At 65.5% G+C, this 25,730-nt stretch carries 25 protein-coding genes; 17 read left to right on the top strand and 8 right to left on the bottom strand.

Annotated features, from left to right (window positions below; all coding sequences use genetic code 11):
• Window positions 1-72: 72 nt before the first annotated feature.
• Window positions 73-1,704, bottom strand: coding sequence for an oleate hydratase (locus QN413_RS03455; RefSeq protein WP_323495245.1), 1,632 nt, complete (start codon window positions 1,702-1,704; stop codon window positions 73-75).
• 151 nt (window positions 1,705-1,855) lie between these two features.
• On the opposite strand from QN413_RS03455, the gene QN413_RS03450 reads away from it, so the two are divergent.
• Window positions 1,856-2,608 carry a response regulator transcription factor gene (locus QN413_RS03450; RefSeq protein ID WP_323495244.1) on the top strand — a complete coding sequence of 251 codons (753 nt, stop codon included), beginning with the start codon at window positions 1,856-1,858 and terminating at the stop codon, window positions 2,606-2,608.
• Window positions 2,605-4,734 (top strand): PAS domain S-box protein, encoded by a 2,130-nt coding sequence (locus QN413_RS03445; RefSeq protein ID WP_323495243.1) that lies wholly within the window; start codon window positions 2,605-2,607, stop codon window positions 4,732-4,734. Before QN413_RS03450 ends, QN413_RS03445 begins: the two co-directional genes overlap by 4 nt.
• On the opposite strand, the gene QN413_RS03440 is transcribed toward QN413_RS03445, so the two are convergent.
• The gene (locus QN413_RS03440; RefSeq protein WP_323495242.1) at window positions 4,688-5,470 is read right to left on the bottom strand and encodes a Crp/Fnr family transcriptional regulator; all 783 of its coding nucleotides are present in this window, start codon (window positions 5,468-5,470) and stop codon (window positions 4,688-4,690) included. The two genes, QN413_RS03445 and QN413_RS03440, sit on opposite strands and share 47 nt — an antisense overlap.
• A 195-nt stretch (window positions 5,471-5,665) precedes the next feature.
• Here QN413_RS03440 and QN413_RS03435 point away from each other — a divergent pair, with 195 nt between their 5' ends.
• From QN413_RS03435 to QN413_RS03375, 13 genes are all read left to right on the top strand, one after another.
• On the top strand, window positions 5,666-6,424 hold the full coding sequence (locus QN413_RS03435) for a hypothetical protein (RefSeq protein WP_323495241.1): 759 nt from the start codon (window positions 5,666-5,668) through the stop codon (window positions 6,422-6,424).
• 150 nt (window positions 6,425-6,574) lie between these two features.
• Window positions 6,575-7,102, top strand: a complete 528-nt coding sequence (locus tag QN413_RS03430) for a universal stress protein (RefSeq protein ID WP_323495240.1) — start codon at window positions 6,575-6,577, stop codon at window positions 7,100-7,102.
• A 16-nt stretch (window positions 7,103-7,118) separates the two neighbouring features.
• The gene (locus QN413_RS03425) at window positions 7,119-9,503 is read left to right on the top strand and encodes a phosphoketolase (RefSeq protein WP_416352128.1); all 2,385 of its coding nucleotides are present in this window, start codon (window positions 7,119-7,121) and stop codon (window positions 9,501-9,503) included.
• A gap of 16 nt (window positions 9,504-9,519) precedes the next feature.
• The gene (locus tag QN413_RS03420; protein WP_323495238.1) at window positions 9,520-9,816 is read left to right on the top strand and encodes a hypothetical protein; all 297 of its coding nucleotides are present in this window, start codon (window positions 9,520-9,522) and stop codon (window positions 9,814-9,816) included.
• The gene (gene atpD / locus QN413_RS03415; RefSeq protein ID WP_323495237.1) at window positions 9,813-11,249 is read left to right on the top strand and encodes a F0F1 ATP synthase subunit beta; all 1,437 of its coding nucleotides are present in this window, start codon (window positions 9,813-9,815) and stop codon (window positions 11,247-11,249) included. Before QN413_RS03420 ends, atpD begins: the two co-directional genes overlap by 4 nt.
• Window positions 11,246-11,719 carry a F0F1 ATP synthase subunit epsilon gene (locus QN413_RS03410; RefSeq protein WP_323495236.1) on the top strand — a complete coding sequence of 158 codons (474 nt, stop codon included), beginning with the start codon at window positions 11,246-11,248 and terminating at the stop codon, window positions 11,717-11,719. The genes atpD and QN413_RS03410 overlap by 4 nt, the downstream gene beginning before the upstream one ends.
• The gene (locus QN413_RS03405) at window positions 11,716-12,006 is read left to right on the top strand and encodes an AtpZ/AtpI family protein (protein WP_323495235.1); all 291 of its coding nucleotides are present in this window, start codon (window positions 11,716-11,718) and stop codon (window positions 12,004-12,006) included. The genes QN413_RS03410 and QN413_RS03405 overlap by 4 nt, the downstream gene beginning before the upstream one ends.
• Window positions 12,003-12,302, top strand: a complete 300-nt coding sequence (locus QN413_RS03400; RefSeq protein WP_323495234.1) for an ATP synthase subunit I — start codon at window positions 12,003-12,005, stop codon at window positions 12,300-12,302. Before QN413_RS03405 ends, QN413_RS03400 begins: the two co-directional genes overlap by 4 nt.
• Complete coding sequence (locus QN413_RS03395) at window positions 12,299-13,000, top strand: F0F1 ATP synthase subunit A (protein ID WP_323495233.1); 702 nt, start codon at window positions 12,299-12,301, stop codon at window positions 12,998-13,000. Before QN413_RS03400 ends, QN413_RS03395 begins: the two co-directional genes overlap by 4 nt.
• On the top strand, window positions 12,997-13,242 hold the full coding sequence (locus tag QN413_RS03390; RefSeq protein ID WP_012494624.1) for a F0F1 ATP synthase subunit C: 246 nt from the start codon (window positions 12,997-12,999) through the stop codon (window positions 13,240-13,242). The genes QN413_RS03395 and QN413_RS03390 overlap by 4 nt, the downstream gene beginning before the upstream one ends.
• A gap of 15 nt (window positions 13,243-13,257) precedes the next feature.
• Window positions 13,258-14,001 carry a hypothetical protein gene (locus QN413_RS03385; RefSeq protein WP_323495232.1) on the top strand — a complete coding sequence of 248 codons (744 nt, stop codon included), beginning with the start codon at window positions 13,258-13,260 and terminating at the stop codon, window positions 13,999-14,001.
• Complete coding sequence (locus QN413_RS03380) at window positions 13,985-15,517, top strand: F0F1 ATP synthase subunit alpha (RefSeq protein ID WP_323495231.1); 1,533 nt, start codon at window positions 13,985-13,987, stop codon at window positions 15,515-15,517. The genes QN413_RS03385 and QN413_RS03380 overlap by 17 nt, the downstream gene beginning before the upstream one ends.
• Window positions 15,514-16,398 (top strand): FoF1 ATP synthase subunit gamma, encoded by an 885-nt coding sequence (locus QN413_RS03375; RefSeq protein ID WP_323495230.1) that lies wholly within the window; start codon window positions 15,514-15,516, stop codon window positions 16,396-16,398. The genes QN413_RS03380 and QN413_RS03375 overlap by 4 nt, the downstream gene beginning before the upstream one ends.
• 21 nt (window positions 16,399-16,419) lie before the next feature.
• On the opposite strand, the gene QN413_RS03370 is transcribed toward QN413_RS03375, so the two are convergent.
• Both QN413_RS03370 and QN413_RS03365 read right to left on the bottom strand, forming a co-directional pair.
• Window positions 16,420-18,195, bottom strand: a complete 1,776-nt coding sequence (locus tag QN413_RS03370; protein WP_323495229.1) for a hybrid sensor histidine kinase/response regulator — start codon at window positions 18,193-18,195, stop codon at window positions 16,420-16,422.
• Window positions 18,188-18,838: a response regulator transcription factor gene (locus QN413_RS03365; protein ID WP_323495228.1), complete on the bottom strand. Its 651-nt coding sequence runs from the start codon at window positions 18,836-18,838 to the stop codon at window positions 18,188-18,190. The genes QN413_RS03370 and QN413_RS03365 overlap by 8 nt, the downstream gene beginning before the upstream one ends.
• Before the next feature lie 79 nt (window positions 18,839-18,917).
• Between QN413_RS03365 and QN413_RS03360 the strand changes: the two genes are divergently transcribed.
• The gene (locus QN413_RS03360; RefSeq protein WP_323495227.1) at window positions 18,918-19,163 is read left to right on the top strand and encodes a hypothetical protein; all 246 of its coding nucleotides are present in this window, start codon (window positions 18,918-18,920) and stop codon (window positions 19,161-19,163) included.
• Between the two features lie 139 nt (window positions 19,164-19,302).
• On the top strand, window positions 19,303-19,767 hold the full coding sequence (locus tag QN413_RS03355; RefSeq protein ID WP_323495226.1) for an SET domain-containing protein: 465 nt from the start codon (window positions 19,303-19,305) through the stop codon (window positions 19,765-19,767).
• A gap of 69 nt (window positions 19,768-19,836) precedes the next feature.
• On the opposite strand, the gene QN413_RS03350 is transcribed toward QN413_RS03355, so the two are convergent.
• Genes QN413_RS03350 through QN413_RS03335 form a run of 4 tightly spaced genes read right to left on the bottom strand, consistent with a single transcriptional unit; the run spans window position 19,837 to window position 25,709 of the window.
• Entirely contained in the window at window positions 19,837-21,396 is a 1,560-nt protein-coding gene (locus tag QN413_RS03350; protein ID WP_323495225.1) for a sugar ABC transporter ATP-binding protein, read from the bottom strand.
• Entirely contained in the window at window positions 21,393-22,559 is a 1,167-nt protein-coding gene (locus QN413_RS03345; protein ID WP_323495224.1) for a strictosidine synthase, read from the bottom strand. The genes QN413_RS03350 and QN413_RS03345 overlap by 4 nt, the downstream gene beginning before the upstream one ends.
• Window positions 22,559-24,673 carry an ABC transporter permease gene (locus tag QN413_RS03340; protein ID WP_323495223.1) on the bottom strand — a complete coding sequence of 705 codons (2,115 nt, stop codon included), beginning with the start codon at window positions 24,671-24,673 and terminating at the stop codon, window positions 22,559-22,561. Before QN413_RS03340 ends, QN413_RS03345 begins: the two co-directional genes overlap by 1 nt.
• A gap of 22 nt (window positions 24,674-24,695) precedes the next feature.
• A complete protein-coding gene (locus QN413_RS03335; protein ID WP_323495222.1) occupies window positions 24,696-25,709 on the bottom strand; it encodes a sugar ABC transporter substrate-binding protein in 1,014 nt (337 codons plus the stop codon).
• Between the last annotated feature and the right edge of the window lie 21 nt (window positions 25,710-25,730).

The following is a 25,730-nucleotide window of genomic DNA, read 5'->3' as shown; positions in this document are numbered from 1 at the left end:
GCGCATAACCAATGGTTATGTGGGATAACCAAATCTAATCTTTGAACGAAGCGCGGCCATGAGGGCTTACCCTCAAAGCATGAGCGCCTTGAAGCTCTCCAGCGCCACCTTGGGATGCACCGCCCCGTGATAGATCGCAGGAATCTCGTTCTTCAGGTGCAGCAGTCCGTACACGGCATGCATCGCGCTGCGCACCGAATACTCGACAGTGAACACCACATCTTCCGGAATCTCCACATACTGGCCGAGCACCGCGAAATTGCGGGTGCCACCGGGAACGACAGCGGGCCGATCCGTCGGCTCGCGACGCTCGAACTGACTCGTGATGTAAGGCAGCATCACCGGGATCACGGTGCTGGTGCGACGCACTTCTTCGAGGATGTCTTCGAAACCCAACTGGTGCATCAACTCGGTCAGGATTTCTTCACCGCTGCTCTCGGCCATCGACTTGTCGACGTAGTCGCCCTTCTTGTCGATGAAGAGCCCATAGCCCCATATCGTGTAGACGCCCTCGGGTTGACCCGCGAAGTGCGGTGCGTGCGGCACGACGATCGACATCAACCACGGCGAGTCCTTGAACGTCATGAGGCCGCCCGTGCCCGGCCCGTTGCCTGAGTACGCTTCGATGCGCTTCACCAGCAAGGGGCTTCGCAGCGTGACGGTGAAAGACTCCCACTTGCTCTCGTCGACGTTGCCGTTGAACGTCTCCGGTCGGCCCAGGGTCGGCACCTTGCGCGCGAGGTTTTCCCAAAGCGTCCAGCCGCCGTCGCGCTTGTCTCGCCACAGTGCCGGCGCGTGATCGTTGTCGCCGATGCGGGTGTCGGCGGTCATCGAACCGAGCGTGGCAAAGACCAGATCGTCGAGCCCGACCTGATGCAAGAAGAACTCGTCGCCGCGGTTGCAATGGATGGCAGTGACGCGCAAGCCGTCGGTGTTGCGCGCGACCTCGGTCATCTCTGCGAAGTCTTCGAAATCCATGTCCACGACCTTGTTTCCGAACTGGAACGTCACGCCTTGCCCCGCGAGCCAGTCCTGCATCGGTCGGACGATCGAGTCGTACTGATTCAAGGCTGTGCGACGAACGCCGGCCAGCGTGTGAATGCGCGGCAGCTCCTGCAGGAAGCGGAGCAAATAGCGTCGCATTTCGACGGCGCTGTGCCAGTTCTGGAAGGCGAAGGTTGTGCGCCACATCGCCCAGAAGTTGGAGTCGAAAAAGTGCTCGGTGAAGCAGTCTTCGATACGCTCGGCGCCGAGCATGCGCTCCGGCGTGGCGAGCAGGCGCAGCACATCGAGGCGGTCGCGCGCATCGAAGCCCAGATCGGCCGCATCCAGGATGCGGTGCTGCCGGTCGATGAGCCGCGCGTTGGCGTGCGATTGCAAAGCTTCGTTGAAGTCCCAGACCGCGTCTTTCAGCGACCCTGCGCCGTGACGGTCCGGCACCGAATCCAGCACATTCCACAAGCAGACATAAGCCTCCTCGGTCCACATGCGGCCGCCGCGGGTTACGTAACCTGCTTCGGCATCGCCTGAACCGTCCAGTGCGCCGCCTGCTACCTGCATCTCTTCGAAGATGAAGATGTCGGTGCCCTGAAATCCGCCATCGCGAATCAACAGCACGGCGGCCGACAACGACGCGATGCCGCCGCCAACGAGAAAGGCCCTGCGCCTGCGGTTCGGGGCCGACGTTGAGATGGACGTGTTCATGAAGTTTGAAAAGACGAGGGTCATAGGATGCGCAACATTGCGCAGCACCGATTGAAAGCGCCTGCAGCGCGGGAAGGCTTGATGCAGGTCAATCCGCGATCAATGTGTCCAACGCCGCACTCCATGACTTCTCTTGCATCTAACATGGTGCGTGCCCTCAACCTCCATCCACATCGCTGTTCTCGACGACGAAACCGAGATCACCCTGCTGCTGGCCAACTATCTGCAGGTCCACGGCTTTCGTGTCAGCCAGCGCCATTCGGGCCGAGCCCTGCTCGACCTGATGCGGCAAGACCCGGCGGCGGTCGTGCTGCTCGACCTCGGCTTGCCGGGTGAAGACGGCATCACCATCGCGCGGCAGGTGCGAGAGCGATGGCAGTGCGGACTGGTGATCGTGACTGGCCGCGGCGATGCTGTCGACAAGGTGGTCGGCCTGGAGATCGGCGCCGACGATTACGTGACCAAGCCCTTCGATCTGCGCGAACTGCTGGCGCGCATCCGGGCTGTGTTGCGCCGGATTGCAGCGCCCGCGGCGGCGCCTGTAGTAGCGGTCGTCGACGCGGCGTCCGCGCCCGATGCGCCACCCACGACGCTTCGCTTCTCCGGCTGGACGCTCGACATCGCAGCGCGCCGCCTCCGCGCGGCGCAGGGCGATGAAGTGCCGCTCACCACTGGCGAGTTCGATCTGCTGCGCGTCATGGCCGAAAACACCGGCCGCGTGCTGTCGCGCGACTTCCTGCTGGAGCGAACACGAGGCCGCGATGGTGGCCCGTTCGATCGAACCATCGACGTGCAGATCGGCCGGCTGCGCCGCAAACTCGGCGACGACCCGAACCAGCCACGCATCGTCAAGTCGGTGCGCGGCGCCGGCTATCTTTTCGTGCCCGCCGTCGTGTCGGCATGAATACACCGCGCAAGCCGGTCGTTCCCGGCTTCGACGACGGCACCGTGTTCCGCACGTTGTTCGCCGCCTATCCCGATGCGCTGCTGGTGGTCGACCAGCGCGGCGTGATCGTGCTGGCCAACCCGACCGCCCTCGAACTGCTCGGCTACACCGCAGATGAACTGGTGGGCATGTCGGTCGACACGCTGGTGCCCGACGCGACTTCCCCGCGCCATGCCGCTTACCGCGAGGGCTATGCCACGCACCCACGCAAGCGCCCGATGGGAACGCAGATGGACCTGGTCGCCAAACGGCGCGACGGCAGCGAGGTGATGGTCGAAATTGCGCTCAGCCCGCTCAACGATCACGGGCTGCCGCTGGTCGTGGCCGCCATCCGCAGCGTCGCTTCTTATCCGCGCGTCCAGCATGCGCTGCAGCGTGCGCGCTATGCCGAGCATCTGGCGCAGTTCAGCAGGCACGCTGTCGACGTGGCGGATCTGCATCTTCTGCTGGACCAGGTGCCCGTCATAGCTGCAGAGGCGCTTCAGGTCGAAACGGCGAAGGTGCTGCTGCTCGAACCCAATGGAGCCGAATTCCGCATTGCCGCTGGCGTCGGGCTGCTGCCTGAAGAAGCGATCGGCGATCGCATCGCCAACGAAGCCCAATCACCCTCCGGCCATGTGATGTCGAGCGGCCAGTCGGTGCTCATGGGCGACTACGCAGCAGAGTCGCGCTTCACTATTCCATCGCACTACCTGGCTGCCGGCTTCGTCTGCGAGATCACGGTGCCGCTGGCAGACCGAGGTCGCACCATCGGTGTGCTGTCCGTGCGCTCGCGCACTGCAAGGCGCTTCGGCGACGAAGAGGTGCGCTTTCTCGAATCGCTGTCGAGCTTGCTGGCCACCGTGTTGCAACGTACGCAGATCGAGGAAGCGCTCGGCCACGCGCAGCGGCTCGAAAGCGTGGGGCAGCTCACCGGCGGCATCGCCCACGACTTCAACAACCTGCTGACGGTGATCTCGGGCAACCTGCAGGTGCTAGAAGACTCGCCCGCCATCGGCGACGACGCGGTGTCGCAGCAACTCATCGGCGCTGCCATGCGCGCCACGCGACGCGGCGCAGAACTCACCGGCAAGCTGCTTGCATTTTCCCGGCGGCAGGTGCTGCAGCCGACCATCGTCGACACGCGCGCCCTGCTGCTGTCGCTCACCGACATGCTGCGGCGCACGCTCGACCAGCGCATCGCCATCACGCTGGTCGCCGACGCAGCGCTCTGCATGGCCGATGCCGGGCAGCTGGAGTCGGCCCTGCTCAACATCGCGATCAACTCTCGCGATGCGATGCCGCAAGGCGGAACGCTGACTTTTTCTTGCCGGGTGGTGTCCGCGCTGCCGGCCGACCTGCGCTCGGACCACGACACGCAAGCCCAGCCCCCCGTGCCCACAGGCTACGTCGCCATCGCCGTGTCGGACACCGGCGATGGCATGCCCGAAAGCGTGCAGGAGCGGGCCTTCGAACCGTTCTTTACGACCAAGGAAGCCGGTCGCGGCACTGGGCTCGGGCTGTCGACCGTGTACGGCTTTGCCAAGCAGTCGCACGGCGCCGTCAAGCTGGTCAGCGCGCCCGGTGCGGGTACGACCGTCACGCTTTTCTTGCCGCGCGCCGAGGACGACGACTACTTCGATTACGACAGCGACGGCGAGGACGCTGCGGACGACGACAGCATCGCCGACGTCACGCATGGCGCTGTGCCGCATGGCCTTCGCGTGATGCTGGTCGAAGACGATGCCGAAGTACGGAGCGTGCTGCAGAAGTTTCTGGCGTCGATGGGATGCGAGGCCGTCGCCTGCGGCCAGGCCGAGCAGGCGCTGGCCTCGTTGATGGCCGGCAGCGCGATCGACTTGCTGCTGACCGACATCGCGCTCGGCGTCGGCATGCAGGGCACGGAACTGGCGGCCAAGGCGCATGCGTTGCGGCCCGCGTTGGCAGTGCTGCTGATGTCGGGCTTTTCGAGCGAGCTGGCCGATGCACCGCCCGATTGGGAGTTGCTGCCCAAACCGTGTACGCGCCTGGAGCTGGAGCGCGCGATGCTGCGGGCGCTCAGTGCAGCGCCACTGCCGCCGACGCTACCGACCCGCGCTGCATGAAAGCGGTCAGCGCTTCGACATGGGGAATATGGATGTCGCGACGCCCCTTCTCCGAGAAGCGGATCACGTCCCCCCGTGCCAGCCGCGACAGTGCTCGGCTCACCGATTCGAGCGTCATGCCGAGGTAGTTGCCGATCTCGGCGCGCGTCATGCGCAGGGTAAATTGATCGGTGCGGAGACCGCGCTGGGCCAACGCTTCAGCCCAATAGCGCAGAAAGCCGGCCACTCGCGCGTCGGCCGACAGCGTGCACATCGACAGCATCGAATCCTGCTCTCGCACCAGTTCGCGGCTCATGGTCTGGTGCAATGCGGTGAGCAATGCGGGCGTACGCAGGCTGGCGCGCAGCAGGTCGTCGTAGCGAATGGCCCATAGCTCGCCGGTGTCCATTGCGACCGCGTCGCAGCCGTAGTGCGCGTTCGCGATGCCGTCGAGACCGAGCCAGTCGCCCTTGAGATGCAGGCCGACGACCTGCTCGCGGCCTTCGCTCGACAGGTTGACCATCTTGAAGAAGCCGGCGTTGACGACGTAGAGACATTCGAAATCCTGCCCCGCCTGATAGACCGAATCGCCGGCACGCACGACGCGCTTGGTGACCGGCACGCTCTGCTCGATGAGCCGCAGCATGTCGCCGATGCGCTGCAGCGGGGCTTGTGCCGCGCTCGGTCCGGCGCTCGGGATGGAGAGCGTGGCACGGTTCGAAAGTGGCATCGGTTGCTGCAGTGCGGCGTATGACATGGTGGGTTCCTTGTAGGTTCCTGATGGAGTGAGGTAAGCCTATTCGCCGAGTGCAACAGCTTCACCACCGCAAGGGCGCGTTGCGTAACAGACCGTCAACGCTTTGTGTCTTGAGTGCGCTGCCACCTTTTTTGCGCAATGGCTTGACGCAAATCAATCGCCGATTTGAAGGCGCACCTAAGGTCGGACACGCCTATGAACTTGCCCGCCGCACCTGTCGATAGAACTTTCTGGCCAAGCCAGGGCTTGGGCGGAGCGGATGTTCGACGCACGTTCGACCTCGCGCGCAGCCTCAAGGCCAACGCCCTGGTCGGCGAGGGGCTGCCGCTCGCGGGCAAGAACCTGGCGCTGTTGCGCGCCACGTCGGCGCCGCAGGACGACTCGGTGTTCCAGGACGCAGCAGCAGCCCTCGGCGCCCGGGTCGCGGATGTCTGGCTGGGCGACTCGATCGGGCCACCGGGGAGCGAGTTCCAAAACTTGCCGAAGATGCTCGGCCGCCTTTATGACGCCGTCGATTGCGGGAGCGTGTCGGCCATCTCGGCTGCGCAGATCGAAAGCCAGGCAGGCATTCCCGTCTACCGCGGGCTCGAAGGGCATCCCGCTGCGGTGCTGGCCGACCTCATGGCACTGTGCGAGCAGCGCCCGCTCAATGTAGCCGCCGCGGCCAATACAGCCGAGGCAGCGCTGCTCTTTGTCGGCGACGTGACGACCGGCCGCGGTCGAAGCTTCCTGCAGGGCGCACGGCAACTCGGCTTCGACGTGCATTCGATGGACACCCCTGTCGATGCGCTTCAGGATGCGTCGGCAATCGACGCGCCCTTTGTCGTCGATGCAACCGATACCGAACATTGGGTGCTGGTCGGCCCGGCGGCAAGCGTCGAGGATGCGCAACGAACAGCGAACCATCGCTTCGTGCTGCAAGCGGTGCTGTTGATCACCCTCCTGGCACGTTGAACCGAGCGCTGAAATTTCGCGCTCCGTTCGAGCCGATGGCAATGCCGATTTCCCTTGATCTTTATCAAGCTCGGCCAAAAGACGGCTTCCATACTGACGCCAACGACTTCATCTCACTCACGGCCCCCCTATTTCAGAAAAGAGCGCGCCATGTACCAAAAGATCCTGGTTCCCATCGACGGCAGTGCGACCTCCGCACGCGGCCTCGAAGAAGCGATTCAACTGGCCAAACTGACCGGTGGCCGGCTCCGGCTGATTCACGTGACCGATGAACTGTCCGCAGGCTTCGCGATGGAGTGCTATGCGGGCTCGGGTGAGTGGCTGACGGTCGTGCGCGAAAACGGCGCCAAGCTGCTCGAAGTCGCGACTGCGACCGTCAAGGCGGCGGGCGTACCGGTCGACTCCGTGTTGCTCGACGGCCTCGCCGCCACGGTGGAACTGCTCGTGACAACGCAGGCGACGTCGTGGGGAGCGGATTTGATCGTGCTCGGTACGCACGGACGCCGTGGCGTCGGGCGTGCGTTTCTCGGCAGCAGCGCCGAGCAGGTGCTGCGCCATTCACCGGTACCGGTGCTCCTCGTGCGTGCACCCGAACTTCCGGACACGCCCAAGAAGACCGCCGCATCGAGCCAGACGGTCCACGTGAAATTGCCTTCTGCTGCGTTGTCGATCGAATAACCCGGAGCCCATGCTGATGTCACTGCCGATACCGACCGCGAACCCCACCAACTTCTCGCAGCTGGACGCCTGGTGGCGCGCCGCCAACTACCTGTCGGTCGGCCAGGTCTACCTGATGGGCAACGCCTTGCTGCGCGAGCCACTGACGCTGGCGCACATCAAGCCGCGGCTGCTCGGCCATTGGGGCACCACGCCGGGCCTCAATTTTGTCTACGCGCACATGAACCGCGCTATCGTCGCCCGCGACCTCGATGCGATCTTCATCGCGGGTCCGGGCCACGGCGGTCCCGGCGTGGTGGCCAACACCTACCTCGAAGGCACCTACAGCGAGGTGTACTCGTACGTCACGCAAAACGCCGAAGGCATCCAGCGGCTCTTCAAGCAGTTCTCGTTTCCGGGTGGCATCCCAAGCCACGTCGCGCCTGAAACGCCGGGCTCGATCCATGAAGGCGGCGAGCTCGGCTATTCGCTGCTTCACGCGTTCGGCGCCGTGTTCGACAACCCCGACCTCATCGCCTGCTGTGTGGTCGGCGATGGCGAGGCCGAGACCGGTGCACTGGCAGCCAGCTGGCACTCCAACAAGTTCCTGAACCCCACACGCGACGGCGCGGTGCTGCCCATCCTGCACCTGAACGGCTACAAGATCGCCGGCCCGACCGTGCTGGCACGCATCGGCGACGAGCAGCTGACCCAGCTCATGCGGGGCTACGGCTACGAGCCGCACTTCGTGTCCGGCCACGAGCCGCTGGCCATGCATGCGGCAATGGCCGCCGCGCTCGATGCATCGTTCGATGCGATCTGCGCCATCCAGACCGAAGCCCGCTCCGATGGCTTCAAGAAACGCCATCGCTGGCCAATGATCGTGCTGCGCTCGCCCAAGGGCTGGACCGGCCCCAAGGTGGTCGACGGGGTACCGATCGAAGGCACGTTCCGCGCGCACCAGGTGCCGCTCACCGGCTTCGTCGAGAACCCGTCGCATGTGCAAATCCTCGAAAACTGGATGCGCAGCTACAAGCCCGAAGAGCTGTTCGACGAGGCCGGCACGCTGCGCCCCGAGATCGCGTCGTTCGCACCCAAGGCCTTGCGCCGCATGAGCGCCAATCCGCACACCAACGGCGGCCTCCTGCTGAAAGACCTGGCGTTGCCGGACTTTCGCGACTACGCCGTGGCCGTGCCGCGGCCGGGTGCCAGCACCGCCGAAGCCACACGCATCACCGGCGCCTTCTTGCGCGACGTGATGCGCATGAACGACGTCAACAGCAACTTCCGCGTGATGGGCCCGGACGAAACCGCATCGAACCGGCTCGGCGCGCTGTTCGAGGTGACGGACCGCACCTCGACCGCCGAAGTCAAGCCTGGGGACGACCACGTCGGCGCCGATGGCCGTGTGATGGAAGTGCTGAGCGAGCACCTGTGCCAGGGCTGGCTCGAGGGCTATCTGCTGACCGGTCGCCACGGCCTCTTCTCCTGCTACGAAGCCTTCATTCACATCATCGATTCGATGTTCAACCAGCACGCGAAGTGGTTGAAGGTGACGCGCCACATTCCCTGGCGCCGCCCCATTGCGTCGCTCAACTACCTGCTGACCAGCCACGTCTGGCAGCAAGACCATAACGGCTTCAGTCACCAGGACCCGGGCTTCATCGACCACGTCGTCAACAAGAAGGCCGAGGTCGTGCGCGTGTACCTGCCGCCCGACGCCAACACCCTGCTGTCGGTGGTCGACCATTGCCTGCGCAGCCGCAACTACGTGAACGTGATCGTCGCCGGCAAGCCGCCCGAAGCGCAGTGGCTCGACATCGATGCCGCCGCCCGCCACTGCAAGATCGGCATGGGCATCTGGGACTGGGCCAGCAACGACGACGGCGTTGCGCCCGACGTGGTCATGGCCTGCGCCGGCGATGTGCCGACGCTCGAGACGCTGGCCGCGGTCGATCTGCTGCGTCGCCAGTTGCCCGACCTTAAAGTGCGTGTCGTCAACGTGGTCGACCTGATGGCGCTGGAGTCGCCGACCAGCCACCCGCATGGGTTGTCGGACGCGGCGTTCGACTCGATCTTCACGACCGATGCGCCTGTCATCTTTGCCTTCCACGGCTATCCGTCGCTGATCCATCGCCTGACCTACAAGCGCACCAACCACCGCAATTTCCATGTGCACGGCTACCAGGAAGAAGGCACCACCACCACGCCGTTCGACATGACCGTGCTGAACGAACTCGACCGCTTCCATCTGGCGGCCGATGCCATCGACCGGGTCGATCGCGTGCGCAACAGCGCCGGCCATGTGCAGCAGCATCTGCGCGACCGCTTGCTGGAGCACCGCGCTTTCATCACAGAGCACGGCATCGACATGCCGGACGTCCTCGGGTGGACGTGGCCGGCACATCCGGTCGCACCCTGAAAGCAAGGAGAAGATCATGCCGATGAACCTGTTGCGCCGGCTCCGCTGCTCGCTGCTTCCGATCGACCTGCACGCCCAAAGCGACATCGAGAAGTGCATCGTGCTGCGCATGTCGCACCTGATCGACGCCGATCTGCCGCCGCTGCGGCATGGGGCGGGGCACACGATCTACTCCGGGCACGCGACCGTCATGCAAATCACGGCGCTGGGCCTGGCCGCCCTGATGCGCGATGAGGTCGCGGTGGCCTCGACAGCGGCTCCGACCACCATCCCTCCCGCAGTGGGCCCGTCGCCGATCTTTGCCGGCCCATGACCTCCGTGAGCGCACCGCAAGGCCGCGTCGTGGCGGTGCGTGGTGCCGTGATAGATGTGCGCTTCGACCAAGGCGCACTGCCTGCCATTCACACCGCGCTCGAAATCGACTGGGACCGAGGCGAGCCGCTCGTGCTCGAAGTGCACGGCCATCTCGACCTTGCGACGGTGCGCGCCATCGCGTTGCAACCGACGGCCGGCCTCGCGCGCAACACCGCAGTGCGCACCACCGGCCAATCCATTTCGGTACCGGTCGGCGATGCAGTGTTGGGGCGCCTGCTCGATGTTGTCGGTGCCGTGCGCGACCGCGGGCCTGCCCTGCCGGCCGACACACCGCGGCGCGCCATCCACGCATTGCCGCCGACGCTGGCGCAAGGCACGTCGGGCAATACCGTCTTCGAAACCGGCATCAAGATCATCGACCTGCTGACGCCGCTGGCGCAGGGCGGCAAGGCTGCGATGTTCGGTGGTGCCGGTGTCGGCAAGACGGTGCTGGTGATGGAGCTGATCCACTCGATGGTCGAGAAGTACCAGGGCATCTCGGTGTTTGCCGGCGTCGGTGAACGATCGCGCGAAGGGCACGAACTGCTCAACGACATGCGCGGCTCGGGGGTGCTGCCACGCACCGTGCTGGTATACGGCCAAATGAACGAACCACCCGGTGCGCGCTGGCGCGTGCCGCTCACGGCACTGACGATCGCCGAGTATTTTCGGGACCAGAAGCACCAGAACGTACTGCTGTTGATGGACAACGTTTTCAGGTTCGTGCAGGCCGGGAGCGAAGTGTCGAGCCTGCTCGGCCGGCTGCCGTCGCGCGTCGGTTATCAGCCGACGCTCGCGACCGAAGTCGCTTCGCTGCAGGAACGCATCGCCTCGGTGGCGGGTGCCTCGGTCACGGCGATCCAGGCGGTCTATGTGCCGGCCGACGACTTCACCGACCCTGCGGTGACGACGATCTCCAGCCACATGGACAGCATCGTGATGCTCTCGCGCGACGCCGCGGCGCAGGGCTTCTATCCGGCCATCGACCCGCTGGCGTCGTCATCGGCGTTGCTCGATCCACTGGTCGTCGGAGAGGCGCACTACCGTTTGGCAGAAAGCGTGCGTGAGGCACTCGCGCGCTTCAAGGAACTGCAGGACATCATCTCGCTGCTCGGCGTCGAAGAGCTGGGTGCGCAAGACCGGCTGACCGTGACGCGCGCGCGCCGGTTGCAGCGTTTTCTGACGCAGCCCTTTACCGTGACCGAAGCCTTTACCGGCACGCCCGGCCGCAGCGTCGTCCTCGCCGATACGCTGGCTGGCTGCCGCGCCATCCTCGACGGCGAGTGCGACAGCTGGTCCGAAAGCTCGCTCTACATGGTGGGCACGCTCGACGAGGCGCGGCAGAAGGAGCAGGCGGCCGCGGCAGCCGCCGCGGCGACACAACCCGCATGAAGCTGCGCATCACCACGCCCCTCACCATCGTGGTCGAAGACGATCAGGTGAACTCGCTGCGCGCCGAAGACGCCAGCGGCAGCTTCGGCATCTTCGCCGGCCATGCGGATTTTTTGACCAGCCTCGCGATATCGGTGGTGAGCTGGACGAACGGAGTACCCGGAAGCGAGCGGAGCGAATCCGCCAACCGAAACTACTGCGCCGTCCGGCGCGGCGTCTTCTCGGTCTCCAACGGCCAGACCATCGCCATCGCCACGCGCGAAGCAGTCGTGGGGACCGACCTCGCGACGCTCGACGAAGAGGTACTGACGCGTTTTCGCACCGACCTCGACGCCGAGCGCGTCGAGCACGTGGTGAGCGCGCAGTTGCAGCTCAACGCGATTCGGCAGCTCATGCGCCACTTGCGTTCACGCGCGCCGATGGGGTACGGGCCATCGGCGCAAGCCGGACGTTCGGGACGTTCGGCATGAGTGCATCGCCGCCCCCCGAACATGACGACCCGTTGGTGCAGGAGAGCCGCCTGCGCAGCGAGCGCCACCGCAAGTCGCAGGCTGAAGGCGAGCCGTCCGTCGGGCGCCGTCTTGCACAGATCGGCGTGCTCGGCTGGATGATCGTCACGCCCACGCTGCTCGGTGTGTTCCTCGGCCGCTGGCTCGACGGCAAGTTCAGCTCGGGCGTTTTCTGTACCGCGCCGCTGCTGCTGGCAGGCCTCGGCCTCGGATGCTGGTCGGCGTGGAAATGGATGAAGTCCACATGAGCACCGCGCTTCTGCTCGCGGCCCATCTGGCGGTCGGCTTCGGTCTGGGGTGGCTGTACTTTTACGGCCTGTGGCGCAACGCGCGCATGTTCGCGCGCGGCGCACCCATCAGCAAAGTGATCGCGCTGTCGATCGGCCGCTTCGTTTTGCTGGGTGCGGTGCTCGTGCCGGTGGCGCTCGAAGGCGCACTGCCGCTGCTTGCGACGGCCCTGGGAATTTTCATCGCCCGCCTCGTCTCGGTCCGGCGCATGCGCCGCGTCGAAGACGTATCGCCGCGGAAGGAGAAAGCCGCTTGATTTCGCCGCTCACCAGCGCGCCGCTGTTCCGCGTCGGGTCGGTGCCGATCGCCGCCGCCGTGCTCATCACTTGGGCGATCATGGCCGTGCTGGTGCTCGGCGCCATCGCGATTCGCCGTCGACTGAAGCTGGTGCCGTCGGCCACGCAAGCCACCTTCGAGATGATCGTGGAAGTCGTCGACAGCCAGATCCGCGACACCATGCGCGTCGCGCCGGCGCCGTACCGCGCCTTCATCGGCACGCTGTTCATCTTCATCTTCGTCTCGAACTGGTCGTCGCTGGTGCCGGGGATCGAACCACCGACCGCGCGGCTCGAGACCGATGCCGCGCTCGCCCTCCTCGTCTTTCTTTCGGTCATCTGGTACGGCGTCCGCACCGTCGGCGTTCGCGGTTACCTGGCGACCTTCGCGGCGCCCAATCCGATCATGATTCCGCTCAACTTCATCGAGAGCATCACTCGGGCCTTCTCGTTGCTGGTGCGCCTCTTCGGCAACGTGATGAGCGGCGTGTTCGTCGTGGGCATCGTCGCGTCGCTGGCCGGCTTGCTGGTGCCGATTCCGTTGATGGCGCTCGACCTGCTCACCGGCGCCGTGCAGGCGTACATCTTCGCGGTGCTGGCGATGGTGTTCATCGCCAGCGCGGTCGAAGAAGCCAACACCCCATCCCCATCAATTTCAGACCCAAGGACTTCACCATGAACTGGCTGGCTTTCATCAGCATCGTCTCGGCTGCGCTCGCGGTCTCTTTCGGGGCCATCGGCCCGGCGCTCGCGGAGGGTCGCGCAGTCGCCGCCGCCATGGACGCCATCGCGCGGCAACCCGAGGCGGCCAACACGATCTCGCGCACGCTCTTCGTCGGGCTGGCAATGATCGAGACCATGGCGATCTACTGCCTGGTAATCGCCCTGCTGCTGCTCTTCGCCAACCCGCTCTTGAAGTGACGCGAAAGTGACGCGATGACCGTCGATTGGTGGACGCTCGGCTTTCAGGCCGTCAACGTTCTGGTGCTGGTCTGGCTGCTCGGGCACTTCTTCTGGAAGCCGGTGTCGGCCATGATCGAACAGCGTCGAGTCGCAGCGGGCCAGACGCTGGCCGATGCGGAGGCACAACGCGCCTTGGCGGCTGCGGCACTCGCCGACATCGCCCGCACACGCGCCGGATTTGTCGAGGAGCGCAACACCCTCCTGGCCGACGCCCACGCCGCTGCCGAGCTGGCGCACACCGCGCGCATCGAAGCAGCGATGCAGCAAGCCACGGACATCGAAGCCAGAGCACACGAAGCCGCTGCGAAGGAGAAGGCCGCCGCCGAAAGCGCGTGGCGCGGCAGTGCCAGCGCATTGGCTATCGACATCGCCTCGCGCCTTTGTGCGCCGCTGGCCGGTCCTGCTCTGCAAGCCGCGTTTCTGGTTCGCTTGCTCGACAAGCTTCGCGCACTGTCCGAGGCGGAGCGCCACGGCATCGCGGCTGCAGGCGTAGCGCTCGACGTCGTGAGTGCCGCACCGCTCGCGGCCGAAGATGCAGACCGTGCGCGCCAGCAGATCGCCGAAGCACTCGGCGCCGCGCCGCAGTTCGTCTTCGCCGTCGAGCCGGCGCTGGTCGCGGGGCTCGAACTGCGTGGCCCGCATCTGCTCGTCAGCAACAGCTGGCGCGCCGACCTGCAACACATCCGCTCGGAGCTGGCCCATGACATCGTCGCCTGACCTGAAGGACGATGTCCGCGCTGACGCGTGGCTAGAACAGTCGCGCGGCAAACTCGCCGCCACGGTGCTCGCGCCGCGCGCCGAGCAGATCGGCCGTGTCGAAGAAGTGGCCGACGGCATCGCGTTCGTCTCGGGTCTGCCCGACATCCGGCTCGACGAATTGCTGCGCTTCGACAAGGGCCAGTTCGGCTTCGCGCAGGTGCTCGAGCGCGACCGCATCGGCTGCGTTCTGCTCGACGCCGTCGATGCCATCGAGGCCGGCGATGCGGTGCGTGGCAGCGGCGACGTGGTGCGCGTGCCGGTCGGTCCGGCGCTACTCGGCCGCGTGGTCGATTCGCTCGGCCGGCCGCTCGACGGCAAGGGACCGCTTGCCCGCCACACGAGGGAGCCGATCGAGCGGCCGGCGCCCGACATCATCGACCGCGACCTGGTGACGCAGCCGGTGCAGACCGGCCTGCTGGTGATCGATGCCTTGTTCGCGCTCGGGCGTGGCCAGCGGGAACTGATCGTCGGCGATCGGGCCAGCGGCAAGACCACCATCGCCATCGACACCATCATCAACCAGAAGAACAGCGACATCGTTTGCGTGTACGTCGCGGTCGGGCAGAAGAGTTCGGCGGTGCGGCGCGCGATCGAGGCGATCCAGACGCTGGGTGCACCGGAGCGCTGCATCGTGGTGGTGGCGGGTGCGTCCAGCTCGGCCGGGTTGCAGTGGATCGCGCCCTTCGCCGGCTTCACGATGGCGGAGTACTTTCGGGACCGCGGCCAGCATGCGCTCATCGTCATCGACGACCTCAGCAAGCACGCTGCGAGCCACCGCGAGATCGCCCTGCTCACGCGCCAGTCGCCGGGCCGTGAAGCGTACCCGGGCGACGTGTTCTACGTGCATGCGCGGCTGCTCGAGCGCGCCGCCAAGCTGTCTCCGGAAAAAGGCGGCGGCTCGCTCACTGCGCTGCCGATCGCCGAGACCGATGCCGGCAATTTGAGCGCCTTCATTCCGACCAACCTGATCTCGATCACCGATGGCCAGGTCGTCCTCGACGCCAACCTGTTCCATGAAGGGCACAAGCCCGCGGTCGACGTCGGCACCAGCGTGAGCCGGGTCGGAGGCAAGACGCAGGCGCCGGCGCTGCGCAAGGCAGCCGACACGCTGCGGCTCGACTACTCGCAGTTCCTGGAGCTCGAAATGTTCACCCGCTTCGGCGCTATGGTGGAGACCCGCGTGCGCAACCAGCTGGCGCGCGGTACCCGCATTCGCGCCATCCTGAACCAGCCGCAGCATGCACCACTGCGGCTCGCCGACCAAGTCGCGCTGGTGCTGGCGGTGCAGGCAGGGCTGCTCGATGCGGTGCCGCTGGCGACCATCGCGGAGTTCAGGGCGGGCCTCGCCGACGCGATGGACCGCGACGCGCCCAACGCTGTGCAAGCGGTGCAAGACAACGGCAAGCTGGACGACGCACAGCGCGAGTCGCTGCTCGATGCGCTCAAGCACTACGTCACCGCTGTCCTGCCATGACCGAACGCCTCGCCGACATCGATGCGCGCATCGACGGCGTGCGGCAACTCGGCGCCGTGGTCAACGCGATGCGCGGCGTCGCTGCGGCACGTGCGCAGCAGGCGCGCAACCAGCTGGCGGCGGTCGATGCGTATGCACAAACGATTGCTGCAGCGATGGGCCGCGCGCTCGATTTCGAAGCAGCCGACCCGTCATCCGTTGCGCCGCGCCCTACGCGGCCTGCCTTGCTGGTCTTCACGGCGGAACAAGGCTTTGCCGGTGCGTTCAGCGAGCGTGTGTTCGACACCCTGAATACACGCTCTGGCTCTTACTCGGGCCCTGCAGAAGGCGCCGACGCAGCACAGCCAGAAGTCTTCTTGATCGGCACGCGTGGAAGCGCAGTCGCTGCGTCACGTGGCGTCTCGGTGGCCTGGCAAGCGGCGATGCCCTCGCATTCTTCTGCCATCCCCAAGCTGGCCGAGCGCGTTGTCCAGGCGCTGTATGCGCGCATAGCGATCGGCGCCATCGACACGCTCGATGTGATCTCCAGCCAATGGCAGCCCGGCCACGGCGTGCATGTGAGACGCCAGCGCCTGTTCCCTGTCGATTTCAGCCTATTTCCGCGCCCCGAAAATGCCGAGCGGCCATTGCTCAACCTCGCGCCATCCGGCCTGGTCGTGGCGCTCGCAGAGGACTACCTCTACGCCGAAATCTGTCGGGCCGCGCTCCATGCGTTCGCCGCCGAAAACGAAGCGCGCATGGAAGCGATGGCAGCCGCACGCCACCAGGTCGACCAACGACTGGCGGCGTTGCAAGCGACGCAGCGGCGTGTGCGTCAGGACGAGATCACCGCCGAAATCATCGAGCTGGCGGCCGGCGCCACGGCCGCCGCGCGCTGCTGACAGCACAGGCAGATCGGCAGGTCAGGCCGGGGTGGGGCACGGCGCGGCCGCCACCACGTCCTGCAAAGTGCGCGCGAGCAGCTCGCCGGCAAGTGGCTTGTGCAACACACGGGTCGCAGCCGCCGACAGCTCGATGAAGCGCGCGGGCGCCGTTTCCCCGGTCACGATCACGGCCGGCAATGCGGGGAGCAGCCGGCGCAGTCGATCGATCACGTCGAGAGCCGTTTCCTTCAACAGGCGAAAGTCGACCACCAGCACATCGGGCATGAAGCCGCTTCGCAGCACCTGCTCCGCCGCAGCACCGCTTTCGACGCCCTCGACCGACCAGCCGATCTGCGCCAGGTAGGTGCACAGCGCGGAGCGCACTTCGGCTTCGTCGTCGACCAGCAGCACGACCAGCTTTCGGCCGTCGGACGCACGCGGCGTAGTGCCGGCATCGTGCGCCATGTCGTGCTGCTCCGGCTCGGCGGCATCCATGCGCAGCGTGAAGGTGGTGCCGCGGCCCGGCTCGCTGTCGAGCGCCACATCCAGCTTCAGCAGGGCCGCCGTGCGTCGCACGATCGCCAGCCCCAAACCCAAACCCTGCGAGCGGTCGCGAGACCGATTGCCGAGCTGATAGAACTCCTCGAACACGCGCTCGCGCTGATCCGCCGGGATGCCGGTGCCGGTGTCCGCCACCTCGATCTGCAAGCGGCCATCGGGCTCGCGCTGCGCCGACAGCGTGATGCCGCCGCGCCGGGTGAACTTGATCGCGTTGCTCATCAGGTTGCCGAGAATGCGCATCAGCTGGTCGCCGTCGGTGCGGCCCCACAACGGCTCGTCCGGCAATCGGAGCTCGAGCCCGAGGCCCTGCTGGGTGGCCAGCGCCAGATACTCGTCGCGCACCGCCCGCAGCAGTGCGCCGATGTCGTGTGCCGCGAGATCGGCGTGAATCGAGTGCGCGTCGAGGCGAGAAATATCGAGCAGGCCGTCGAGCAGCCCGCTGCTCTGGCGCAGTGCACTGCCGATGCCGCGACTCACCTCTTTCAGCAAGGTGTCGGTGCCGCGCTCGGCCAGGATGTCGAGCGTGGTCGCGTTGATCGACAGCGCATGCAGCGGCTGTCGCAGGTCGTGGCTGGCCGCGGCAAAAAAACGCGTTTTGCCTTCGCTCGCCGCCTCGGCACGGTCGCGCTCCGCCTCGACCGCGTCAGAAAGCCGGGCGTTGTCTTCGACCAGCCCCATCAGCTCCTTCAGATTGCGCCCATGGTCGCGCACGCTGGCAAGCAAGACGAGGTACATGGTGACGATGCCGATACACAGCGCAATGCCCAGCGTCTCGCCGCGCCAGGCCCAGCCGACGGCCATCAGCAAGAAGGTCAGGCTGCAAAACCCGATGAAGGCGCGCTGCGAACCGGCGACCGACGCCGCACCCACCGCGCAACCCGCCACCAGCATGATGCCGACCAGCAGCGGCGCGACGTTGTCGGGCGCGGTGAAGGCCAGCGGCACGATGGGCGCGGTCGCCAGCCCGTTCATCGTGAAGCCGCGCACCAGTTTCGGGAGTGCGGCGATACGCTCTTCGACCGACTTCATTTTCTCGACGGTGCGACCGAGGCTGAAGCGGTAGACCATCACCGCGCCTGTGCAGGCGAGCCAGACCCAGGGCCAGAGGTGCAGGCCTTGCCGAACCGCGACCACGGCGATAACGATGTAGCCGATGTAGACCGCCGGCAGACGGCGCGAATACTGGGTCATCAACGCCACGCGCCGCTCGGCGATGCGACGCTCGACGCTCGCCTCGCGCGATGCCTCAGTCAACCCGCACGCCCTCGCGCGACGCCTGGTAGGCGGCTTCGGTGCGGTTGCGAACGCCCAGCGCGCTGAACACAGCCGTGAGGTGCGCCTTGACGGTCGATTCGGCGATGTCGAGCTGGCGCGCGATCAGCTTGTTGGGCAAACCACGGGTCGCTGCGCGGTAAACGTCCATCTGCCGCACGGTGAGGTTCGAGAGACGCGGGTCGGCGACGGTAGCAGTGACAGTGGCAGGCTGGTCGCCACGGTCTGCGCTGCCGTCGAGCGCTTCGGACGGCAAGAAGATCCGGCCCGCCAGCACGTTGCGCAGCGCTGCAACCATCATCTCGGAGCTGTACTTCTTGGGAATAAAGCCAGCCGCGCCGAGTTCGACGGACTGGCGGATCAGTGCCGCATTGGTTTCGCCCGACAAAACCACGACGCGCGCCATGCAGCCAGCGTCGCGGAGACGGCGAATCGATTGGGTGCCGTCGCCATCGTTTAAATGCCAGTCGAGCAGCACCAGATCGAAAGGCGTGCGCTGCACCAGCGCAGTGGCCTGCATCATGTCGCCGGTGGTCTCGACGCGCAGTTCGGGCACCAGCACATTCAGCAGGTTCTTCATGCCCTGCAAAAACATCATGTGGTCGTCGACCATCAGTACGTTCATCCTCTACCTCCGGGCGCGAGTATCGGTGAGATTTTGTGAAGCGCGGGAACGCCCCGGTTTGCCGATTACGATCGGCGCGATGGATGACCTGGCTGCACTTCAATCGCTCGGACTCGAGTTGCCGAGCCCGGCGTACATCGTGGGTGCCATCATTTTCGGGCTGGTCGGGTGGGTCGCATTCCGCTACGGGCGCAAGCAGAAGAAGCCGCGTACCTTGTGGCTCGGCGTCGCGCTGATGCTCTATCCATATGCGATATCGCGCACCTGGATGCTCTACGTGGTCGGCGTGGCGTTATGCGCCGGGCTGGTGCTGGATCGGAGCTGAGGCGCAGTCCGGCACAACGAACAACTTCTGCTTTCTGCCCCCCACCTTGGCTCTTGCCTTTGCCTTTGCCTCTCGTCCTCCACTTCTTTGCCCGCCGACCGCTTGTCGGAATGGGCCGTTTTTTGCTTTACTCATCTTCATGATTCAGATCGATCTCACCGCCCTTTCACTTCCCGGCGTGGAAGTCCATGACAGCGGCGTTCACGGACTCGGCGCCTTCGCGTCGCAAGACTTGCCAGTCGGCACCAAGCTGGGCCAGTACGCGGGTCGCCGCTACAGCGCCGAACAGGCCGAGGCGGTGGACTGGGACTCCAGCCTCACCTATCTCTTCGGCCTCTCGGACGGCACGCTGATCGACGGCGCCGACGGCGGCAACGCGACGCGGCACCTCAACCATGCATGCGAGCCCAACTGCGAGGCGGTCGAGGTCCAGCGAAAGGGGCGCCGTATCGTGCTCGAAGTGCGCACCATCAAGCCGGTGCGCGCGGGCGACGAACTCTTCATCGACTATGCGCTCACCGTCGATGAGTCGGAGCCCCGCACGGGCTACCCGTGCTACTGCAAATCGGCGGGGTGCCGCGGCACGCTGCTCGGGCCGGTCTGACCTGGTGAGCACTGGCGCCTAACGGCGTCAGTGGGTCGGCGTCAGTGGGTCGGCGTCGGTGGGTCGGCGTCAGTGGATCGCCGCGTACATGATCTTTTCCTGCGTCGCCTCGGTCGCCGAAAACTCCGTCACCACCTTGCCCTGCTTGGCGACCAGGACGCGGTCCGACAACGCCAGCACCTCGGGCAAGTAGGACGAGATCACCACCACAGCCTTGCCGGCGTCGGCCAGCCGATTGATCTCCGCATGGATCTCGGCGATGGCGCCCACGTCGACGCCGCGGGTCGGCTCGTCGAAGATGATGATGTCGGGGTCCTGCACCAGCGACTTGGCGATCACCACCTTCTGCTGGTTGCCGCCCGACAGCTCGATCACCTTTACGTCCTTGCTGATGGCGCGCACGTTCAACAGCTTGATCCAGTGCTCCCCCACCGCCTTGGCCTTGGCACCCGACACCACGCCGAAAGCGCTGCCGAGCTTTCCCAGCCAGCCCATGTAGATGTTCTGCGAGATCGACATGGTCTCGAAGAAGCCTTCGATCTTTCGGTCTTCGGTGATGTAGGCAATGCCGTCGCGTACCGCGGATCGCGCGACCTTGTAACGCACCGGCTTACCGCGCAGCAGCACCTCGCCGCCGTGGAAGAAATCGCGCTTGATAAGCCCGGCCACCACTTTGAAGGTTTCGGTACGGCCGGCACCGACGAGCCCGAACACGCCGGTAATCTGGCCCGCGAAGACCGATAGCGAGTTGTTCTTGACCATCGACGCCATGCGCAGATTGCGCACCGACAGCAGGCATTCGCCACGCGGCCGCACCGTCGTCTTCTTCTGGCCGTAGAGCGTTTGCGAGAGGTCGCGCCCGACCATCGCCTGCACGATGCGCGTGCGGTCGAAATTCTTTTTGTCGTCGGTGACCACGTGATGGCCGTCGCGCAACACGGTGATGCGGTCGGCCAACAGCAGCGCCTCCTCGAGTGCGTGCGAAATGAAGATGATCGAAACGCCGCGCGCTTTCAAGTTGAAGATCAGGTCGAAGAAGTACTTCTTTTCTTCCGGCGTCAGGCTGGCGGTCGGCTCGTCGAAGATGATGATGCGGGCCTGGTGCAGCACCGCGCGGGCGATCTCCACCATCTGCTTCTTGGCCGCGCCGAGCATGCCAACGGTCGCGGTCGGATCGACGTCGAAGTTGAGCGACTGCAGGAACTGCTGCGCCGAGATGTAGACGCCGCGCAGGCGGTTGTAGAAAGCCTCTTGCCCCAGATAGAGGTTCTGTGCCACCGTCATCGTCGGCACCAGGCTGGTCTCCTGGAAGACCATCGCGATGCCACGGTGCCGCGCTTCGAGTGGCGTGCGCAACTCGACCGGTTGCCCTTCCACCAGCATCTGCCCGCCCGACAGCGGCACCACGCCGGCCATCACCTTGGTCAGCGTCGACTTGCCGGCGCCGTTCTCGCCGAGCAGCGCATGGATCTCGCCCCGCCGCAGCGTGAACGACACGTCTTCGATGGCCGGCACACCGGCATATTTCTTGGTAGCGGCGCGCAGTTCGAGAACGATGTCTTCGGCGGCGGAAGGTGCGGATGCGGCGGCCACAGCGGCAGCCTCTGCAGCGTTGATCAAGTCGGTCATTGCATGGCTCCTGGGCCGGTCAACGGCACGCGCAGCAATCGCCCGCTGCCTCTCGATGCAGCGTACAGCGCACCGCCGAACTCGACGACTGCGGTGATGCCGTGGTGCTGGCCGTCGACCTGGCTGTGCAGCGACTCTGTCGTGTGCCCTTGCGCATCGACGTGCAGCACCAGCCCGTAAGAGCGAGGTGGTGCCCACGGCTTGAGCACACCCATCTGCTTGACGCCGGCGCCCTGCAACGGCTCCAGGTAACTGGTGCCGGATCGCAGCGACGGCGCGACCCAGTAGCGCGGGTCGACGCTTTCGAGCATGCGCGTGCGGTAGGCATCTTCGCGCAGCACGAACTCCACGAGCTGCGTGCGGCAGACGAAGCAGGTCAGCCAGAAGCCGCCGCGTGCAGCAGGCGCCATGCGTGAGGGGTAGCCGGGCAGATCGGCGAGCACGGGCTGCGAGCCGGCCTGCAACCCGGCCTGCACGACGCGATGGCGCCAGCTCTCGCTATAGCGCACGCCGCCCGCCTTGACTTGCCGGTCCGCCACAGCTTCGGTTCGCGGCAACACACCGTACGCATACTGCAGACGGCTTGCCAGCAGTTCGACGGTGCCCGGCCCACTGTTCGTGCCGGCGCCCAGGCCAACGCGCCACCGAGCCACGCGGCCGGTCTGTCCCTTCTCCATCAGGTCGCGGCACCAATCGTCCGGGCCGCGCCGGGTCGATCCATCGCTGAAGAGCACGCTGTCGTCGGCTTCGAACGAGAGCGCGTTGACGCTGTGCAACGGCGCGTCGCCGAGGCGGTCCAGAGTGGCGATTTCGATCAGGTTGCCCGGTCGTTTGCGGTCGCTGGACATCAGCACGATCCGCTTGCCGGCCAACGCCACAGCCAGCCGGTCCGCGGACCGTACCGCTAGCGCGGTGATATCCGCATCGAAGCGCTGCACCTCGACGAGTCGACCAGCGTCCAGCCGATACAGCACCGCGCCGGCCGTTGCGAAGAGCATCGTGCCGTCTGTGGCCAGGTCGTCGATATCAGGCAGCGTCGCCACGACCTCGGCATCGTCGAGCACACGATTCGGCTTGAGTGCGCCGTCCATGACCGGCACGGTGATGGCAGCGTCGCCGCGGCCCAGCACGCGATCGCTGAATTGACGGATGGTGTCGAACATCAGGCAGCCCTCCAGCGGCGCTCGTACTGGTTGAAGCCGGGGTCGGCTCCGGGCAGCGTGTAGCGGCCGATGCGATTGTTGGAAATGCCGCCGAGGTACAGGTGGCCCTTGTGCTCGCGCATCGAAGTGATCATGGGATGGTTCTCGCCGCCGAGATCCCACAGCGTTTCGAGCACCTCGCCGGCCTCGCTGAACTTCAGCACGCAGCCGGTGTTGATGTTGGGAAAAAGCCATTCGTCGACCGGCAACCGCGACGCCATGCGCTTGCGAAAGCCCGGCATGCGCATGGCCAGGTCGTACGCCGGCGAACGCATGCCGACCAGCGCCAGCCAGTAGTTTCCGTCGGATGCCAGGTTGATGTTGTCGGGGTAGCCTGGCAGGTCGGCAATGACCATCTCGACTTGCCCGCTCTTCGGTCCGTCGAACCAGTAGCGCTTGACGCAGCAGCCCCAGGTTTCTGCGAACAGGATCGATTGCCCGTCGCTCGCGATGGCGATGCCGTTGGGGAACTTGAGGTCGCGCAACACCGTGCGAGTCGAGTTGTCGCGTGGGTCGTAGCACACGATGCGACCGTTGCCACGCGCCTCCAGCCCATCGACCGGCCACTCGTCCATTTCGTAGCGCACCGTGGCTTCGCTGAAGAACACGCGGCCATCATCGGCGATGTCGAGATCGTCGGCCAGCCGCAACCGGCTGTCGTCGTTGATCGAGCTCCAACTGCGGTTCGTTTCATCGGTGACGCGCTCGACCTTTTGCTGTGGCGTGACGCGATACAGGCCCATGCCGCCGACGCACACATAGAGGTTGTCCTCGCGGTCGAAGGCCATGCCGAGCGGTTGGCCGCCGATGTGCGCGAAGATTTCCATGCGCTCGTAGTCAGGCGCAAAGAAACGGATGATGTCGCCGTGCCGGGAGCCCGCGTAGAGGTTGTCTTCGCGGTCGAGGATGACGTCTTCGGGCGCCTCGATTCGTCCGAGTCCAATCAGCGTCACGTCACGCAGCTTGTTGTTCAGCGCATAGCGGCCTGCGGCCTCCTCGCTACAGTCCGGCGCGTCGCCGAGCTTGTGATAAGTCGGGCTGATGTAGACCTTGCTGATGATGCGCTGTCGGTTCTTCAGCCAGCGCACATCGATCACCGCGGCCAGCACCAGGATGGCCGCCAGCACCATGCGGATGACGCCGCCAGGCGCCGACATCGAGGTCAGCCCGTTGGTAATCAACAGCACCAGTAGCGTGCCGACCATCGCCTTGGTGACCGAGCCGCGACCGCCGCCCAGGCTGATGCCGCCGAGCACCGCCGCCGTCAGCACCAGAACTTCCATGCCGACGCCGATGTCGGCGCCCGCCGTGGCGAGTCTCGATGCGAAAAAGCAGCCGCCCGCGCCGGTAAGAATGCCGCAGCCCACATAGCACAGCGCCACCGTGCGCCGCACCGCGATGCCACCGTTGTAGGCCGACCGGCGTGAGCCACCGATGGCCATGATGTGCCATCCGAGGCGCAGCCGGGTCAGCAGCAAGTGCCCGCCGATGGCCGCGACGGCATAGACCCAAGCCACCGTCGGCAGCCCGAGAAAAGTGCCGTCGCCCAGAAAATTCCAGACTTCCGAATCGGGCAGATTGCCGGCGATTTCGGTCGAATACTGCATGCTCAGAATCTCATACACCGACCTGAAGATGATCAGCGTGATGAGCGTAGTGAGAAACGCGCGCAGCCGCAGGTAGCCGATCAGCAAGCCGTTGATGGCGCCCAGACAGGCGCCGCACACCAGCGTACCGAGGACCGCGAAAGCCACCGGCCACTTGAGCACGTGCATCAGCATGAGCGCGCAGAAATTGGTCAGCGCGAACATCGACCCGACCGACAGATCGATGCCGCCGACGATCATCACCAGCGCCATGCCGAGCACGATGAGGCCGATCTCGCCGGCCTGCCGGAGCGTGTCGGCCAGCACGCCCGGCGTGTAGAAATTGCCGATCAATCGCCCGGAGGCGATGACGACGACGATGAGCAGCAGCACCGGGATGGCGGTCTCGGTCCATCGCTTGGACAGGATCTCGCCGACCCAGTGGTCGGGCCAGTAGCGGTAACGCAGCCGCGTCAGTGTTTCATTCATGGCAAGAACGCAGCCGGTCGCGTTACTTGCTGGCGGTCAGTTTCCAGCAGGTGCCGTCGGCACTCGCGTTCTCCTTGGTGATGGGCACCAGCGTGGTGTAGATGTTCTGTTTGGCGGAGCCGGGCTTGATGCCGTTCTGCACCAGCCACTTGATCATCGCGGCCATGTTGCTGGCCTGGGTCGGCACGTCGTAGCTGATGTCGGAATCGAAAGCGCCCGACTTCACTTGGTCGCAGGCGCCCTTCTGCTCGCCACCGCCCGACGTCGCGAGGAACACCTTGCCGGTGAGACCCGCTTCCTTGACCGCGGCAGCAGTGCCGATGTCCATGCCGTCCCAAAATCCGATGATGCCGCACAGGTCGGGGTTTTGCTTCAGCACGGTCTGCGTGAGCGCCTTGGCCTTGGCGGCGTCCCAGTCGGCCGCCTGGTTCGAGACGACCTTGATCTGCGGATTTTTGGCAAGCACGTTCTCCACGCCCTTCAACGTGTAGGCGCTGGTCGCTGCCGTCGGCGCGCCCTGCACGATGGCGATCTTGTTCGACTTGCCCTTGCAAGCCGCCACGACGGACTCGGCATTGCGCTCGCCGACATCGACCCAATCGGCGCCGACGAACACAGTCGACGGCTGTACCGATCGCATGTTGATCTGCACCACATAAATGCCTTCGCTCTCGGCCTTGGCGATCAGTTTGGCGTAGGTCGCGACGTCGGGGTTATGGATGACGATGACAGCCGGCTTCTCGGCGATGAGCGCGGTGAAAGCCTGCGCGCCGGAGTTGGTGTTCCAGTTGGGGTCGCGCGCGACGACCTTCATGCCCGAAGGCTCGAGCTCCTTCTTCAGTCCGTTGTACCAGCCCTGCGCCAGGTCGAAGCCCATCGCCACCGGGATGAAGCCGACGGTCTTGCCATCCAGTGATTTCTTGTAGCCGTCACGGAACGGCTCGTCCAGCCCCTTGCCCTGCGCCAGCGCGGTTTGCGCGGCGGCGAGGCCGAGGGTCAGGCAAGCGACAGTCGCGATTTTTTGTCCGAGATGCATGCTGTGTCTCCTTCATTTGTA

Origin of the sequence: Variovorax sp. LG9.2 (assembly GCF_035018885.1) — a bacterium.
GTDB lineage: Bacteria > Pseudomonadota > Gammaproteobacteria > Burkholderiales > Burkholderiaceae_C > Variovorax.
This window is presented reverse-complemented; position numbering and strand designations above follow the sequence as displayed.